The following is a 17,463-nucleotide window of genomic DNA, read 5'->3' on the forward strand; positions in this document are numbered from 1 at the left end:
CTTCTAACTTAACTTTCTTTTTCTCCTGAAACCAGTGATTTAACGGGTTCAAAGCTGGTTCGGTGAATTGGGGTAACTCCTAGTTTTGTGAGGCCTTCCAGGTGTTTAGCTGTTCCATATCCTGCATTAGTAGCGAAATCATAGCCAGGGAACTGCTGATCGTATTCCTTCATCAATTCATCACGTGTCACCTTGGCTACTATGGAAGCCGCTGCAATGGAGAGGGAATTGGCATCTCCTTTGATGATAGATGTTTGTGAAATGGGTAAGCTCAGTTTCATGGCATCTATCAAGAGATGTTCAGGTTGAGGACTGAGCTGGAAAATTGCTTCCTGCATGGCTAGTTTGGTTGCTTCATAGATATTGACTTGGTCGATGACCTGATTATCCATGATACCAATGCCAATTGATAAGGCTTGATTTTGAACGGTTTGGAAAATCTCCAGATGTTTCTTTTTAGGAATTTTCTTGCTGTCATTGAGGCCTTGAATCTTACAATTTTGAGGTAACATAACGGCTGCAGCGACTACAGGACCAGCAAGAGGACCACGACCAACCTCATCAACACCAGCAATTAAGGTCAATCCTTGCTTGTAAAGTTCTTTTTCATAGGAAAGCATGGATTCCAAACGAAAATCTTCATCCAATTCTGCCTGAATAGCTTTTTTACGTTTGATGATTTCCTTTTGAACTCCAGAGCGATTATCCTTTTCAAGCTCTAAAAAAATAGGGTTATCTAAGTCCTTGACCGTTGCAAGGAGTTCTTTGATTTCTTTAATCGTCGCCATCGAGGTCTTCCAATGTATCTAAGGTATAGTTACCGAGTTTGCCATCGCGGACTTCCTTCACGAAGAGACTGTAGAAACGGTCATAGTCGTCACGGAAACCGAGGGCACGGGTCATATCCATAATAATAACAGGCGCTTCTTCCTCAATTTTCATTTGTTTGAAGCGTTCAGCCAGCTTTTCTGGATAATGTTCTTTGAAATAATTCAGGCCAAAAATAGTTACCTCATCCATAGGAAGCAACTGGTCTTTAATAGCTCCGGTCAAGGCCAACTTAAGCGCAACAGTTTCATCCTCAAACTTAGGCCAGAGAATCCCCGGTGTATCCAGGATTTCAAGGTCTTTATTTGTTTTGAGCCATTGTTGCCCCTTGGTCACACCTGGTTTATTGCCGACAACAGCAATTTTCTTACCAGCTAAACGGTTCATAAGAGTGGATTTACCAGCATTTGGAATCCCGATAATCATGGTACGCAAGGTTTCAATCTTGATGCCACGTTCTTTTTGGCGAGCAATCTTATCCGCCATGAGCTTTTTGGCCGCATCTGTTACAACTTTTACAGTCACTTGCTCTTTGGAGTTGATAGCCAGAGTCTGAATTCCTTGTGATTCAAAATACTGGCGCCATTCCTTGGTCATTGCTGGGTCAGCCAAGTCTGCCTTATTTAAAATCAAGAGTTTTGGTTTGTCACCAACAATTTTGGTCAACATAGGATTTTGACTAGATAGAGGTAAGCGTGCATCCACCAAAATCGTCACAAAATCAACAAATTTTAAATTTTCCTGCACCTGTCGACGCGCTTTAGACATGTGACCAGGAAACCATTGAATAGTAGCCATTGAGTTTTTTCCTTTCATAGCAAGGGTCTAGAGCCCCTATTTTATTTTATTATCGTTTGAACATAGAAATTTTTCAAATGAATGATGTCCAAACAGTTCTTGTTTTATGACATAGAAATCTACTTTATATTATATCATGACTTCCTTATTTTGTCCGCTTTTACTTCTGGATAAAATGGTGTTCAAACTATTAAATCATAATAAAAAAATTAGAGAAGACACACTTGCCCTCTCTATCGACTTTCTGTCACTCATTAAAGAACTTCTCCAACTGTTTAGTTGCTGATTCAATCTCGTAGCCATTTTCATCTATCAGCTGTTTCACCTTTTCTGTATCAAGCTCTCGATGATCTCTGACTGACAAAATTTTATCTGCCCATTCTTCAAGAGAATCTCTCAAAGACAGGCTGTTATCATAGTTATCTAGTATTTTTGCATCTGGTAAATGATTTGCTGTTACAACAGGTAATCCATTGGCTTGCGCTTCAATAAGTACAATTGGCAAGCCCTCAAAATGAGATGGGAAGAAGAAAACATCTAGAAGATTTAGCATTTTTCCGACATTAGTGGTCAAGCCTGTAAAGATGACTTTGTCTGCTACTCCATATTCTTTTGCCACATTTTCTAAAAACTCAGTATCTCCTCTTCCGATAAATACGAGACGAGAATTTGGTTCTTTTTTGACGATTTCAGAAAAAACCTTCACACAAAAACTTTGATTTTTTTGTTTTTCATATAGACGAGAAACTTGTCCTACGACTAAACAATCTTCTGGAATATGATATTCCTTTCGAAGTTGAATTTTCTTTTTTTCATTATATAGGAACTTTTCTACCTCAATGGCATTATGAATCACTAAGGCTTTTTTTCTCTCTTGACCATGATAAAAATGGTTCAACGCTTCTATTCCACATGCCCAAAAATCTGTCGCATATTTGCCAACAAAAAGTCGGTTTATAGGGTGAATAAAACGATAAAATTTATCGGCTGTTGCACAATGTCCATGAACAATTCTTTTTTCGATTCCGTATTTCTTTGCTAATTTTAAAAATTCTAGGTGAGTCAGACCATTTTGATTGGACCATAAAATATCATAACGATGAGCATTCTCCTTAAAAAAATCATCCCATTCTTTTAAGGCTTGCTTGATATGTGGTCTTAACTTAGGGATTCTATGAACGACGAGAGGATTGTAGCAAAGCTTTTTAAAATGTTCACTAAATTCAACATCTTCAGGACCTTGTAGTAAAAATTCCAGTTCAAATTCAGAGGTATCGATATGATTATAAAAATCTACCACAATTTTTTCTAGTCCACCGATATCTGGAACTAAACCACAAACCAATATTCGTTTCATATTTTTACCACCTTATTTTTAAACTTTAATACTTTTTGAATCATTAGAATGATTTGTCTTCCACCTTCATGATTTCTAAATAGGAAAATGTAGCTACCCAATACTATCAAATAAAGGACGATTTTGATGATCAAACCGAAAATGAAATCTAGCTGAGTTAAGAGTAAGTTATCCAGTAAACTCAAAAGTAGGAAGCTTATCCCTGCGACAGTGAAATCTTGTAACAATGTTTTAAAAAAATCCTTTGAGGAAGCTTTCAATCCATACTTAAAGGCGCTATAAGGTTCATACCATGTACAGGTCAAGACTGTTGAACAAATCGTACCCAATAAAATTCCAGATACTCCTAAATCTAAAATCGCTAAAAAGTAGAGCGAAAGGAAAATGTTTAATAAAATTTCGACAATGACTTTTTTATTTTGCTCATAACTTAAGCCATAAACTGAAATCAACGTTAGAATCGGTCTTCTATAAAAAGTTAGGAAAAAATGAAGGACGATCAAAATCTCAATCGTATAATTAAATGAAAAACTATCACCTAACCAGATAGTCATAAATGGATGAATGAACATTAAATAACCTAAGCTAGCAAAATAAATCAGGCTAAAAGTAATAAACTGGAATTTTTTTAGGAATTTAACCATATCTGCTACTGTCGTAGATTCCGAATGGACCAAGTTACCTACGGAAGAAACAACTGAATTAATCACAGTATTTAAAATCAGTGAAAGAAATCCTAAAACATAGGTATAATTCCCATAAATACCTATAGCTGCTAAGCTAACAAAACTTGCCATTAGAATACTATCTGTTTGAAAAACAATCGTTTCTCCAATACTACCGACTATATTTCCTTTGATATTTCGGATAAATTTTTCTTTTTCCTCCTGATTAATGGGTGTTATGTCATTCTTAAACAAGTAACCATACAATCTGTCTACAATCCGCGACATGATGATATTCCCTATAAAATTCATGATGATACTGATTAATAGATAAAAGATATAATTTTTGGTAAAGAATAAAATTCCGATTTGCAAGCATACGCGAAGCGTATTTAATACAAAGTCAATCAAAGTCATCATATAATTACGCTGATCGACATAAAGCAAGGTTCGTTTATAGGAGAAAAAATAGCTAGAAGCAGAATTAAAAACAAAGAGGAAAAAAATCAAATATACTTCGCTATTTACCGTATAATCCTTTATCATATAAGGAAGAAATAAAGAAAGTATAGAGCCTAATATAAAAATAGAAAAGCCAATGATTCTATATAATTTTTTGAAAAGAATCATAAAGGCATTGATTTTCCCATGTTCTTCTCTACCTAAGGGCCCATATAATGCATAGCTCATGGCTCCAGCAACCCCTAATTCTGCCAAAGACAGGATAGAAACTAAGCTAGACAAATAATTGTTTAATCCTAGATAGGTTACCCCAAGTAAATTGATAAAAATAGTTCGATTGATAAAGCCAAGAAGGACTTGAAAAGGTTGCAATGCCAGAGCAATACTCGTATTTAAGGTGGCAAATTCTGTTCTACTTTTTTTCGTGTATTTCATCTATTCCTTTAATTTTCCTTGTAAAAGTTGATCGAGATAACTTCCTGGAAGGACTTCTTCTTTCTTGATTTTATAAGTCGTTTTCATAATCGGTGTTGTTTTTAATACTTCTTCCCATTCTTTTTCATCAAAAAGATCATGGGCATGGTCTCTTAAAAACCAAACACGCTCAGCTGGTGCTAGAATAGGTAATCTATCCACTAATTCTTTAAATTCATGATTTGATTCATATTCGGACAAAATAAAATAATCCATCATCAGGTAATGAATAAAGACTGGATATTTACGAACATAGTAAATATATAAATCCCGAATATGTTTGAAATAAGGTCCTCCTTTTTGTCCTGCAAGGAAAAAACCTGACCATTTAAAATCACCAATCGTTCGTTCCATTTGATTTGTTCCTATAGGTGGATGATTCAGAGTAAAGAAATCACCTTCAAACATTTCTAAAGTTGCATAGGGAGATACAAATAAGGTTGCATCCATCCAAATTCCACCGTATTTGTATAAGAGACTAAAACGAATAATATCGGAATAATGCGCAGCTGATAATTCTTTTTTCTTGTATTTTTCGGTGATGTCTGATGGAATATTGATGAAATCCGCCAGATTTTGATCCGTCAACAAATAGAATTTACAGTCATTCCTTTTGGCGAAGTCTTTTATGGTCTTCATTGAAGCCTGGACCGTATCAGGCATTTGCGCTTCTCCCTGTTGCCACATTGTCCAAATAATTTTCGGAAATTCCGTTACTACTTCTTCTTTTTCATCACTCGAATCATCTATTTGAGCTTCTTTTCGTAATTTCAGTACAAAATCCAAAAGAATCTTTCTACGAAAATCATAAAACATCTTGTCAGATTTTTGTGCAAGAAAGTAAACACATGTTAGTTTAAGGCCATAATATTTTAAAATTTGACGATAGCGAGCCATTTTTTTTTGTAAGGTTTGCAGTTTCATAAACTCTACAAATTCCTTTCACATTTTTCTAAAGCTGTTTTTAGAAAATATCCGTTAAGAAGTTTCTCTCCTACTATTTTACTATTTTTAATCAGCTCTTGAAAATCTTCTTCATCACTCGAGTTTAAACAATCTGCAATTTCAAATAATGAATCAACAATGATTCCACATTGATTTTTCCGTACAAAATCAGCCAAGGCAGATTGGCTCCATACGATGATTGGAAAACCAGATGCTAAATAAAGAGAAGCTTTGTGCGGGTTATTCATCTTTAAATATTCTCCATACATCCCACTACAAGTATGGGGGCTATCTCCATCCCAGACTAAGCCAAAGCCACCATGTAAGTGATTAGGTAGTTCATCAGGAGAAAAAGCACCTTGATAATGAACATTCAAAGGAAGATTCTCTTCTTCAAAGTTAATGCCATAAATGGAAAATTCTGGGCTTTCAGGTAATTGTCTTGCGTATTTTGTTTTCCGAATATCGAAATTTCCAGCAACTATGACCGTGTTTTTCTCATAAGCTTTATTCGCTTTATAATGGGGAATTAAATAGTCAAATATCTCTAAGGAAACAATCTTCTCTTTCGGTATTCCTAATCGCACAAGTTCTGCTTTCATCTTTTCGTTATGGGCGATAATACCATCGACTTTTTCAAGGACTGTTTTATTTTGTAAAAAATGGATAATGGAATATTTGAAATCTGTAAATGACTTGATTTTTTTGTTTCTCAGGGACTCGATATCATGAATCAGCAAATAAGCTTTGAATGTTCTATTTTTCAAAAATCTCGTAAAAATTTGTTTTTTTAAGGAATGCCATAATAATGGAAATTGAAGAACTAACACATCATTTTTTGTCAAAGTGATGGGATTTGAATCATTATTTAGGGAAAAAGGTTGATACCCTGCTTCTAGCATTATTTTTTCAGCATCTAATCTAGCTTTAGAACCTGCATGTTTGGCTTCTGCATACAATTCTTTTAAATAATAATTCATACTACTTCAACCCTCTCCAAAATCTTTTTACAATATATTTTTCGAATCTCCATTGAATGGCTCCAACAACTCTTGAAATAAAGACAATCTTTTTAGGGAATAATCGATATGCTCGCATTAATAATGATTTCCTTGAACTTTTTGCGTAACGATTCAGGTACTCGACATATTTTTCTTGATAGGGATTTCCCTCAAATATACGATAGTCGACAACGTGCATCAAAACTAAATGGAATAAGCGACGCTGTACGTATGGGAGTGAGTCAGCATTTCCTTCATATAGTTGCTCCACTTTATCACAAATAGTAAACAAATCCAAATTTTTTAAACTAAATTCGCGATTCATAATACTACCAGAACGCACGCGATAATAATATCCTGTATAATCAATTTTCACTATTTTATGTATCTGTTTTAAGATTCCCATTCCGCCATACACATCTTCATAAAATAGACCTTCTAAAAATGGAAAATTGAGAATCACTTGTCTTCGAAAAAGTTTAGCGACTGCATTCAAACGGACAATATTATCTTCACATAAAGAGACTAAAGCTTCTTTAGCATTTCCTTGAAAAATTATTTTGACATTCTCGGGAGAAGGGATTTCTATTTCTTTTTTATCATTTGTATACCAACATTCTACGATGTCCATTTCTTCTGAAGTCATGTGCCTTAATAATTGCTCCAACATATCGTCTTTAATGACATCATCACTGTCTACAAAAGTGATAAATTCACCTTTAGATTCAGTCATACCACGATTACGAGCGCCACTTAATCCTTTATTTGCTTGATTGATTAAGTGAAAGCGACTGTCCAGCCTACAATATCCCTCACAAATTTCTTTTGAAGCATCTGTTGAACCATCATTGACTAAAATCACTTCTATATCGGTATAAGTTTGACATTGAATACTCTCTAAACATTCTTCAAGATAGTCTTCAACGTTATAAACAGGAACAATGACACTAATCATAAATAGGCTCCTATTAAATTTTCCATTTTTTTCGAATTTCTAAATATCTTAAATACAACGGATAATATAAACTTAAAAAATATTTTGGTGAATAGCTATACCATCTTAATAATTTACTAGAATTGAAAATATCTGATGATTTCTTAGCTATTTCAAAATAGTTATCAATTGCATCAACATATAACTGATAATATGGATGTCCAACTCTTATGTTATACTTTTTAAAATGTCCAATACCAACTAAAAATAACATATTCCCTACATAAGGTAACCAATTATCTTCTCTAAATTCCTCTAATAATTTTTCGCCAACTTTAAAAATATCAAGATTCTTTTCTGAATATGTCTGATTCATTGTACTAGAAGTATGATATCGATAATAATAACCAATATAGTCAATTTTTCTCATTTTATGAATATATTTTAAAGAGACGATTCCAGTATAAAAATCTTCATAAATTAAATTTTCTAAAAATGGAACTTTCTCCACTATTTTACGGCGATAGAGTTTTGCGACAGGGCTCCAACTTACTCCATGATTAAAACATTGGAATAATGCTTCATTTGAATCAAATTCTTTAACATGAATATCTTTTTTTTCTTCATTTAAACATTGAATATCTTCGGTTCTATTACATTCTACAATATCAATTCCATCAGACATATACTTCATTAGTTGTTCTAACAGACCAAGACTTACAACATCATCACTATCGACAAACATGATGTATTCACCAAGGGATTCTTTCAAGCCACGATTTCTAGCTACACTTTGACCTTGATTTTTTTGATTGATCAATCGGAAACGCTTATCTGTTTGGCAAAAATGTTCACAAATAGCTTGGGAGCCATCTGTAGAACCATCATTGACTAAAATAACTTCTATATCTTGATAGGTTTGCTTTCGAATACTTTCTAGACATTCTTCCAGATATTCTTCCACGTTATAAACTGGAACGATAATGCTAATCATTTTTATTCTGACATCTCCTTTAAAATTTAGTGTATTACCCTATATATTCAGGAGATCAATTTTTTCCTATATGTAATTTATCATTTAGATGATTCATTACTTTTTTAGTAGATATCCAAATCTTTTGTATACTTGTATAAATGGGATGAGTAATCGTTGTATAATATTTTGGAGCAAGTAAGTACAGTCGCAATAAACGATATTTCTGGACAACTTCCTTGGATTGCTTTGCTATAAAAGCAGCGTTTCGAATAAAATCTTCATATAAATCGACATATGGATTCTTCTTATTTATCCCATCTTTTAAATAGTGTCCATGACCTATATAAAACATAAAATATCCAATATAAGGAAGCATATCTTCATCATCTTTAAAAGAATCTATTAACTGATTTCCCACTTTAAAAATATCTAAATCTTTTTCATTAAAGGATTTTGTCATAGTACTATTGGGACGAACACGATAGTAATAACCGATATAATCAACAATTACTATTTTTCGAATATGTTTTAAATAATTTATTCCTGTAAAGACATCTTCATAAATATAACCTTCTAAAAATGGAACTTTTTCAACAATTTCTCTTCTATATAATTTCGTAAAAGCACAAAACTTCACTTCTTTAAACGCAATACAATTAAGAATTGCTTTTTTAGCATTTCCTTCGAATGCAATTGTAGAAGTTCTATTAAGAAAGAACTCTTCTTTATTTCTTGTCATTCTACATTCTACGATATCTACATCCATCTTCATGTAAGGAAGTAATACTTCTAACACGCTTATATTGATCACATCATCGCTATCCACAAACATAATATATTGCCCAACAGATTCTTTAACACCTCGGTTTCTGGCAACACTCTGTCCTTGATTTTCTTGATTAATCAATCTAAAGCGACTATCTTTTTCGCAATATTGTTCACAGATTTCTCTTGAACCATCGGTTGAACCATCGTTTACTAAGATGACTTCAATGTCTGTAAAACTTTGCTGCCTTATACTTTCTAAACATTCTTCTAAATATTCTTCCACATTATAAACGGGCACGATAACGCTAATCATAAAATAATTTCCTTCTCATTTATGTTTATTCATCTAGCTTTACTTCTTTAATGCCATTTTTGAATTTCCAAATTGCGTAATAGAGCGGGAATACAATTGAATTATAATATTTTGGGCAAACATTATAGAGCTTAATCAAACGTGACGATCTAGCTAAGTCTGGATTTTTCTTGGTGATAGTTACATAGTCGGCCAACTTCTGATTATAGACTTCTGTATATGGATTTCCTTTTTCGATATAATCTTGATAATGCATGGTCGCTACATGAACGAGGTATTTACCAATATAAGGAAGAAGTTCTTCTCTATCAGAATACAAGTCTATCAATTTATCGCTGACAGTAAATACATCTAGATTTTTCTCGGTAAATTTTCGATGCATGGTACTAGTCGCGTGTTGACGGTAATAATAGCCTACATAATCGATTTTAACAATCTTTCGGATATATTTAAGCATACCAATTCCGCTATAAATATCTTCAAAAATGAGCTCTTCTAGGTAGGGGACAGCTTCGACAATCGCTCTTCTATAAAGCTTTGTGACTGGATTGACACTTAGTAGGTGGTTAGGGACAACTTTCACTGCTTCTTCAGAATTTCCCTCAAAAAGAATTTTTGTATCTTGAGACTTTTCTGCAAAGAATTCCTTTTTATGTACGGTGAATTGACTTTCTACAATATCTACGTCTTCACCCATATGTTGCATTAAGGTTTCTAAATAATTCGATAGGATAATGTCATCACTATCTACAAATGCAATAAACTCCCCTCTTGAAGCTGCCACACCGGTATTTCGTGCAACACTTTGTCCTTGGTTGGTTTGATTCATTAATCGGAAACGCTTATCTGCTTGACAATAACACTCACAAATAGCTTGTGAACCATCTGTTGAACCATCATTTACTAAAAGGACTTCAAAATCTGTGTAGGTTTGGTTTTGAATGCTATCTAAACATTCTTCCAGATAAGTTTCCACATTATAAACCGGTACGATTACACTAATCATTCTTTATCCTAACCTTATTTCCTTAATCCAATTTCATCCAAAAGTGTCTTTGTAAAATCTTTTTGAATGGCATTAACCTTGTTATTGACTATTTTTCGTTCGTCAATATAAGGATCTTCAGATCTCATGACACTCTCTAGAAATTCTAATAAATCATGCGAATCACGAATGACACTTCCCACCATAAGACTCTTGATATCTTCAAATACAAAACCACGTTTGTCTTTGTATTCCTCATAATCATTAATGGTAAATGCAACTGGTCTATTTAATAAATAATAATCTAAAAATACTGATGAATAATCAGTAATTAATGCACTTGTTGTTCCCAAAAAGGTATATAAAGTCTCATACTGCTCACTAATAATCTCTTCTGTTAATAGATGAATGGTCGAATAATTCATTTCGAATTTTAACTGAGATTCCTCAAGAGGGTGAAGTTTAATATAAAGTTGATACCCATAGTTTGAGAGTAGTTCTTCAATGTTTTGAAAGTCCTCTTCTTCTAAAGAAAATATCAATGCTGCTTGGCTGTCATGATAATTTTTAGAATTCCGGTATGTTGGCATCCAGATGATTTTGTTCTCTTTTTTCTCTTTAAAGAGCTCATCATTTCGAATATTACCAACAAGAAGCATCTGCTCATCTTTAGCATTAAAAGCAGCTTTCATGATTGGAGTAAATAATTCCGAAGAGGAGACTAATTTTGTAAAGAAATTATAGTCAATCTTTTCCATGCCAACTTCAAGATTCCCAATTTTTTTCAAGGGCATTCCATGCCACAAGTTGACAACCATCTGCTTTGGTGCAGGCTTAATAGGATACTTGCCAAATGAATAGAAAAAATATTTAGATATTAAAAAATAAAAGAAACCTCGATAAATAGAAACATACTTTACATTCTTCTCTTTTTCTAAGTGATAGAAATCATTTGAAGCGCAAACAATCTCATATGTTTCCTGATAGCCATTATCCACCAAATAGTGATAGAGTGTTCTAAGATTATCTCTGAAACCCCAGTTAGAATACAGAACAATTCTATTCCTTTTCTTTGGAATAATTTTATTTATCTTATAAGTAAAATCACTTACTTTAAAAAGTAAGGGTTTTAAATAGTTGATCATTCTCTTTTTAAACCTTGCTTATAAATTTCTTTTAAATTTTGAACATTTTCTTCGATGTCAAATCGCTTTAGGTGTTCATTCAGCTGTCGTTGCTTCTCCTTGAAAGGCGCCTTTTCTATATAGTTTACCCATTTAGCCTTATCTAGAGGAATGGCTGTGCAGAGTTCACTAACGATCTGAGTTGTTGGATCAATCGTTTCATTCATGAGAATATCGACTCCAGAACACTGAGCCTCTACCAGCACGATTGGGAAACCTTCATACAAAGAAGGAAAGGCAAAAATATCAAAGGCTGAATAAAATTTATGAACATCTTCTCTTTTTCCTGTAAAGATGATATTCTTCACTTCCTTACTTTTCTCTTCTAAAATTGAACGATCTGGTCCTTCACCAACAAAGAAAAAAGTAACATCAGGTAATTCTTTAGCAACTTCAATCAAAAACCTCTGATTTTTGAAGGGATTTAAAATACCAATCATCCCAACTACTTTTTGATGTTCAGCTATATGAAACTCTTTGCGAATTTCTTCTCGAAAAGTTGGAGAAAACCGATACTTGTTGATGTCAATTGCATTTGGAAGGATTTTAAATGATTTCTTTCCAAATATTTTAAGACCAGCTAATTGGCCACAAGAAATACGATGGGTCGCATTTTTCAAAGCTAAAAAGACCAAAAATCGATTGCGAATACTTTTTAACCAAGTGTCTGAAAATTGGCTACTATGGTTGTGGTAAATCCTAACTGGAACACCATTTTTTCGAGCATAGTAATTATGTATAAAAGCGGTTATAGGATTATGAACATGTAGAATGTCAATTTTATTATTTTCATAAAATTGTCGGCACTCTCTCGCATAGGCAAATAGTTTAGAAATCTTTAGGCAAGGAAAAACAATGCGTTTGATTTTTTTTTCATCTAGGTATTGATTAAATGGGAAATGAGCGTCTCCATTTGACTCTCCGACCATATATTCAAACTCTTGATCATTATTTGGGATATGATTTTTGATAAAACTTTGTACCCCACTCATGGTATTCCTTACACCACCTGTTACATGTATGACCTGATATTTCATCCTAGTTCCCTTGATTCAAATCATTCTTTATTTTAGAGGTTGAAATTTCTTTTGTTCGTGATAGGTAAACAACTTCTATCCCCATATCACTTAAATAATCAAATTTTCCCTGCCAATCATCTCCAATGACAAACACATCAGCATGATACTTTTCGATGTCTGAGATTTTTTGATCCCAATTTTCCTCTGGTATAACAAGATCCACATATCTGATAGCCTCTAATAGCGATTTTCTTTTTTCGTAATCGAAATAACATTCTTTATTCTTTTCTAGCTTATTAAATTCATTGGTAGAAAGCCCGACAATGAGATAATCTCCCAAAGCTTTTGCCCTTTTTAAAAGGTTAATATGACCGTAATGCAATAAATCAAATGTTCCGTATGTAATGACTCTCTTCATATCTTCTTAATCACCTCTACTTCTTCTCTCATTTTTTTCTTATAGACCCATTTCCTAATTGAATTCGGAAGAATTCGAATCACATTACGAAGGAAAATATTTCTAAGAAATTCTACTAAAGTAATATCTCTTCTGCGATAAAAATCTAATTGGAGCATAAAGTCAGTCTTTACATACAGGAAACCGCCCCTCCGCAGATAGCTTGAATCGTTTGTCTGCATGACTACTAAAGGTTCCTGGATATTTTAAAAATCCTTAGTTGGATTATCATGTAACAATCTCATTGTGAGGTCATAATCCTCTAGGTAACGAAATTTACGATAATTACCAGCCTTCAAGATATATTCTTTTTTCATCATACTCGATGGATTATTAAAGGGGTTTCTCATTTTCGAATATCGACGGATTTCGGCCGTAGTTTCAGGCACTTTCTTTAAGGCGGTAAACTCTGAATTCTTCTCTAAAATATTGGAACCAACCATAATGAGGTTGGGATTTTTTTCAAAGGCAGCTACTTGTTTCTCAAATCTTGTTTCTAGAGAATAATCATCACTGTCCATTCTTGCAATGAATTCTGTTTGGCATTGATTGACTCCAAAGAGAGAGGCTGGTCCAGAACCTAGGTTTTTAGGTAAATGAAAAACCTTTAAACTCGGGATTTCTCTCTGCAACTTTTCGATTTCTCTATCTAACTCTTCTGTCAATGCACCATCACAAACTAAAATGATTTCTGCTGGTTTAATGGTCTGATGGTAAGAGCTTAGTAAACTTTTCCTTAAATTTCTAGGAGTTTCTTTTTTATAGACTGTAGTTAAAACTGAAAATTTCATTTTATAACTCCTAAATCTAATTCCCAATTAACCAATCTACAATAACCGAACGGTAGGGAACAATGTTATACCAGTCAATTTTAAAATAAACAATGACTAGAAAGATTGAAGCATAAACCAATATCACCAAATAAAATAAAATCCACTGAACTTTTTTTTCACCTATTTTAGATAAAATCATGGGGATATATAGGCAAATAAAGGGGGTAAAGTAGTGTGCGAATCTACCAAAAAGGCTTGTTTGCAAAGTTGACGCGGTTAGTAAAAAGGTGATAAAGAATAGACTTCTTATAAATTCTTCTTCAGTCGATAATTTCTGTTTTCTAATCACTAATTCACCAAAGACCAGAACGATACCATACCAAATTGTTAAAAATATTGGTGCCCATTTATTACTTTCTAAAAACCATGATGATTCCAGATAGGAAGTATACTGAGGAAAGAAAGAAATAAAGGTAGTGGCAATTTGTTTGATAAAAGGAAAGATGATAAGAAATAAAATGAACACAAACTGGTATGCTCTTTTGTTTAAAACGATTTTTTTAAGGGGGAAAAACAAGAGGCAGACGATACCAGATGTATGAAATAAGGGAGTTAATAAGATGAATATTGATGCTAAAATCTTCTTGTTTTTTACTAAGTAGTGAAATCCTAAAAAACTTAAAGCGATTGCTAGACCTTGTCTAATATTTGATAAGGAATAAAAAAAGAGTCCTAATGAGCTGAGGTAAATCAATAAACTCATGTAAACATTTTTAGAATGCTTATAAAGAACAAAAAACCAGAAAAATAAGGTTATAAAGGCATAGGCAAACAATAAAAATGTATAGTGAGAACTGAAGTTTCTTAGAAAAATATTACTTACTAAATAACCAATTTCAAATCGAGAACGAAATAGATTTGATAAATCCGGAAGTTGTAAGTCATTTGATTCAAAAATATGGATATAGGTTCCTAAATCTCCTCCTACACTAGAAGTACGAAAACCCGCAATGATTATAAAAAATAAAAAAGTTGGAAAAACAAGAAATTTTAACTCTTGTTCTTTATCCTCATATTTTAATGAGAAAAAGGTCAGGAAAGAGATATAGACGAACATTAAAAGATAGATTGTCATTTTTCCTCCCCTGCCTTTCAAATAGTTAGTTAATAATAGTAATAATAGGTGTCTTTATGTGAATCTATTTTATTCATTACAACTCCGAGTAATCTAGCTCCTACGTGATCTAATCGTCGTTTTGCTTCTACCACTTGACGCCGTTTTGAGCTCTTGATGTCTACTACCAGAAGGGTGGCATCAGCAATACTGGCTAAAACTTGAGCATCCGTTGCTGCCAGCAAGGGAGGTGTATCGATAATGACATAGTCATAAAAATCTTCAAATGCTCTTAGTGTTTCTTCCATAGAAGAACTAGCTAACATCTCAGATGGATTAGGTGGAACAGGTCCTGAGGTCAGTACATCTAAATTTACATCATTTATCGTTAAATGATTAATGGAATCTACACCTGACCTTTTTAATAGAAAGGTACTTAATCCTTCAGTATTGTTTAGCTCTGTTAATTTATGTTGGGTTGGTTTACGCATATCAGCATCTATGATAATCACTTTTTTCCCTTGTTGAGCCAAAGAGGCAGCAAGATTGATACTGACTTCACTCTTTCCTTCGTTAGGATTAGCGCTTGTAATAACAATCAATTTGATATTTTTTCCGAATTCTGAGAACTGAAGATTACTTCTTAACGTTCTAAAGGACTCAGCTACGAGAGATTTGCTGTTATGGATAACTTCTATATACACGTTAGACACCTTTCCTCTTTTTCTCTATAGTGGGTATCATCCCAAGAACAGGTGTCCCCACTAACTCTTCTAAATCTTCATAAGAATCAATTGAGTCACTTAATACATACTTAATGAAGATAATGTTAAATCCTATGAAAGAAAATACTAGAATAGATACAAGAAGATTCTTCCATAAAATTGGGTAAACTGGAGAGCTACTTCCCAATGCTTCTGTTACAACTGATAAATTATCCCGTCCTAATCTGTCTGCTGTAAATTTTTTATACTGAATGACATACTCTCTTATGTAACGATCAGCTAATTCTCTATCGAGAGCTCTTACGGTTACTGTTACCAACTGAGAACCTGAGTCGTTTGTTAATTTAACAGACTGGATTTTTGAAATTTCCTCTGGAGATAAGTCTAGAGCTTTGTTCGTCTCCTCTTTAACAGGAGGTAAATCGGCTATTTCTAGATAAGTTTTAGTTTGTCTCTGAAAGAGATTAAGAGCTTCAATTGTCTGCGCATCTGTACTTTGTCCGGAACCATTTTTCATAATGAGTTTGGATTGAAGACTATAAACAGGTGAGATAATAAAAACAGTATATAGACCAACTGCTACAGTTCCTATCAATGTAAAAAGGATTAGAAACAGAAATTTACTCTTAATCAAAGTAAAAATCCTATTGATATTTTTGTTGAAAATAGTCATATTTTACTTTTGTCCTTTACTTATTTTCTTAGTATAAATTATCTTGAGCCGTGTCCGGTAAAAATCACTTTAATAGTTTTTAATAAAATAAGCCAATCCAATCGAAAACTTTCATGCTCAATATAGTATTTGTCATATTTTAATTTTTCATTTGGTGTTAAATCGTAGCCACCATTCACTTGTGCCCATCCTGTAATTCCTGGAGGAATAGCCAAACGATCATTAAAATCTGGAATATACTTTAAAAATTCGTTAACGAATTCTGGTCTTTCTGGTCGAGGCCCGATAAAAGACATCTCTCCTTTAATGATATTAATGATTTGTGGGAATTCATCAATTCGGGTTCTTCGTAGAAATTTTCCAACTTTAGTAATCCGATGATCGTCCTTAACTGCCCATTGATGCCCATCTTTTTCTGCATCTAAATACATGGAACGTAGTTTATACATTATAAATTTTTGCCCATTTATACCAACCCGTTCTTGCATGTAAATGGGATTGCCACTTGATTCTAAAACAATAAAAATACAAGCAATGAGACAAATAGGGGCCATAAACACTAAAGAAAAAATTGAAAAAATAAGTGAAACTATTCTTTTAACTTTTCTATACATCATTGTATTCCCCCCTTTCTTATGAAGAAAATATTGAAACATATACATATCTTAAATCTGTTTTAAAATTCCAATTTTACGTCATAAGACTAAATTAGATGAGTTTCTTCCATGTGTTTCAAACATAGTTTTACTATAACTATAAGTAAAGACAATTGTTGAACTCATAGTGAAAAATCTTTGCTAATCAGGAGTTAGACTTCTGATTTTGCAGTTACTTTATTATCGAAATCGAAAACATCGAGAAACAAATGAATGATTTTATATTTCTATATATTTAAATGCTAAACACATACAAAAAATAGGTTTTAATTTGTCTAGTTATCTAATATTATTATACTATAAATATTGGATTTAAGCTACTTTAAACATAAAGCAACTATAGATTTTACACATTA

At 33.1% G+C, this 17,463-nt stretch carries 18 protein-coding genes; all 18 read right to left on the reverse strand.

The annotated features are described in order from the left end of the window. Window positions 1–8: 8 nt before the first annotated feature. The gene (locus TZ91_RS03550) at window positions 9–788 is read right to left on the reverse strand and encodes a ribonuclease HII (RefSeq protein ID WP_033686954.1); all 780 of its coding nucleotides are present in this window, start codon (window positions 786–788) and stop codon (window positions 9–11) included. After that, the gene (gene ylqF / locus TZ91_RS03555) at window positions 775–1,626 is read right to left on the reverse strand and encodes a ribosome biogenesis GTPase YlqF (protein WP_000201307.1); all 852 of its coding nucleotides are present in this window, start codon (window positions 1,624–1,626) and stop codon (window positions 775–777) included. Before ylqF ends, TZ91_RS03550 begins: the two co-directional genes overlap by 14 nt. 247 nt (window positions 1,627–1,873) lie before the next feature. Next, entirely contained in the window at window positions 1,874–2,983 is a 1,110-nt protein-coding gene (locus TZ91_RS03560; RefSeq protein ID WP_045597083.1) for a glycosyltransferase, read from the reverse strand. Then, window positions 2,980–4,545, reverse strand: coding sequence for a lipopolysaccharide biosynthesis protein (locus tag TZ91_RS03565; protein WP_033686955.1), 1,566 nt, complete (start codon window positions 4,543–4,545; stop codon window positions 2,980–2,982). Before TZ91_RS03565 ends, TZ91_RS03560 begins: the two co-directional genes overlap by 4 nt. Continuing rightward, window positions 4,546–5,508 carry a capsular polysaccharide synthesis protein gene (locus TZ91_RS03570; protein ID WP_033686956.1) on the reverse strand — a complete coding sequence of 321 codons (963 nt, stop codon included), beginning with the start codon at window positions 5,506–5,508 and terminating at the stop codon, window positions 4,546–4,548. A gap of 5 nt (window positions 5,509–5,513) precedes the next feature. Further along, window positions 5,514–6,509: a glycosyltransferase gene (locus tag TZ91_RS03575; RefSeq protein ID WP_045597085.1), complete on the reverse strand. Its 996-nt coding sequence runs from the start codon at window positions 6,507–6,509 to the stop codon at window positions 5,514–5,516. Window position 6,510: 1 nt separating this feature from the next. Next, complete coding sequence (locus TZ91_RS03580) at window positions 6,511–7,485, reverse strand: glycosyltransferase family 2 protein (protein ID WP_033686957.1); 975 nt, start codon at window positions 7,483–7,485, stop codon at window positions 6,511–6,513. Between the two features lie 13 nt (window positions 7,486–7,498). Continuing rightward, the gene (locus tag TZ91_RS03585; protein ID WP_045597088.1) at window positions 7,499–8,458 is read right to left on the reverse strand and encodes a glycosyltransferase family 2 protein; all 960 of its coding nucleotides are present in this window, start codon (window positions 8,456–8,458) and stop codon (window positions 7,499–7,501) included. A 55-nt stretch (window positions 8,459–8,513) separates the two neighbouring features. After that, a complete protein-coding gene (locus TZ91_RS03590; RefSeq protein ID WP_033686958.1) occupies window positions 8,514–9,521 on the reverse strand; it encodes a glycosyltransferase family 2 protein in 1,008 nt (335 codons plus the stop codon). Window positions 9,522–9,546: 25 nt separating this feature from the next. Then, the gene (locus TZ91_RS03595; RefSeq protein ID WP_033686959.1) at window positions 9,547–10,527 is read right to left on the reverse strand and encodes a glycosyltransferase family 2 protein; all 981 of its coding nucleotides are present in this window, start codon (window positions 10,525–10,527) and stop codon (window positions 9,547–9,549) included. 14 nt (window positions 10,528–10,541) lie between these two features. Further along, window positions 10,542–11,651: a CDP-glycerol glycerophosphotransferase family protein gene (locus TZ91_RS03600; RefSeq protein WP_033686960.1), complete on the reverse strand. Its 1,110-nt coding sequence runs from the start codon at window positions 11,649–11,651 to the stop codon at window positions 10,542–10,544. Continuing rightward, window positions 11,648–12,727, reverse strand: a complete 1,080-nt coding sequence (locus TZ91_RS03605) for a glycosyltransferase (RefSeq protein WP_033686961.1) — start codon at window positions 12,725–12,727, stop codon at window positions 11,648–11,650. The genes TZ91_RS03600 and TZ91_RS03605 overlap by 4 nt, the downstream gene beginning before the upstream one ends. A 1-nt stretch (window position 12,728) precedes the next feature. Further along, the gene (gene tagD / locus TZ91_RS03610) at window positions 12,729–13,127 is read right to left on the reverse strand and encodes a glycerol-3-phosphate cytidylyltransferase (RefSeq protein ID WP_033686962.1); all 399 of its coding nucleotides are present in this window, start codon (window positions 13,125–13,127) and stop codon (window positions 12,729–12,731) included. A 245-nt stretch (window positions 13,128–13,372) separates the two neighbouring features. Further along, on the reverse strand, window positions 13,373–13,957 hold the full coding sequence (locus TZ91_RS03615; protein WP_235196472.1) for a glycosyltransferase: 585 nt from the start codon (window positions 13,955–13,957) through the stop codon (window positions 13,373–13,375). A gap of 16 nt (window positions 13,958–13,973) precedes the next feature. Further along, on the reverse strand, window positions 13,974–15,074 hold the full coding sequence (locus tag TZ91_RS03620; protein ID WP_033686963.1) for an EpsG family protein: 1,101 nt from the start codon (window positions 15,072–15,074) through the stop codon (window positions 13,974–13,976). A gap of 29 nt (window positions 15,075–15,103) precedes the next feature. Beyond that, window positions 15,104–15,766 (reverse strand): CpsD/CapB family tyrosine-protein kinase, encoded by a 663-nt coding sequence (locus tag TZ91_RS03625; protein ID WP_235196475.1) that lies wholly within the window; start codon window positions 15,764–15,766, stop codon window positions 15,104–15,106. After that, a complete protein-coding gene (locus TZ91_RS03630) occupies window positions 15,759–16,451 on the reverse strand; it encodes a YveK family protein (protein WP_033686966.1) in 693 nt (230 codons plus the stop codon). Before TZ91_RS03630 ends, TZ91_RS03625 begins: the two co-directional genes overlap by 8 nt. A 38-nt stretch (window positions 16,452–16,489) precedes the next feature. Beyond that, window positions 16,490–17,068 (reverse strand): sugar transferase, encoded by a 579-nt coding sequence (locus TZ91_RS03635; RefSeq protein ID WP_033686967.1) that lies wholly within the window; start codon window positions 17,066–17,068, stop codon window positions 16,490–16,492. Window positions 17,069–17,463 lie beyond the last annotated feature (395 nt).

This window comes from Streptococcus mitis (assembly GCF_000960025.1).
In the GTDB taxonomy this organism is placed as follows: domain Bacteria; phylum Bacillota; class Bacilli; order Lactobacillales; family Streptococcaceae; genus Streptococcus; species Streptococcus mitis_DH.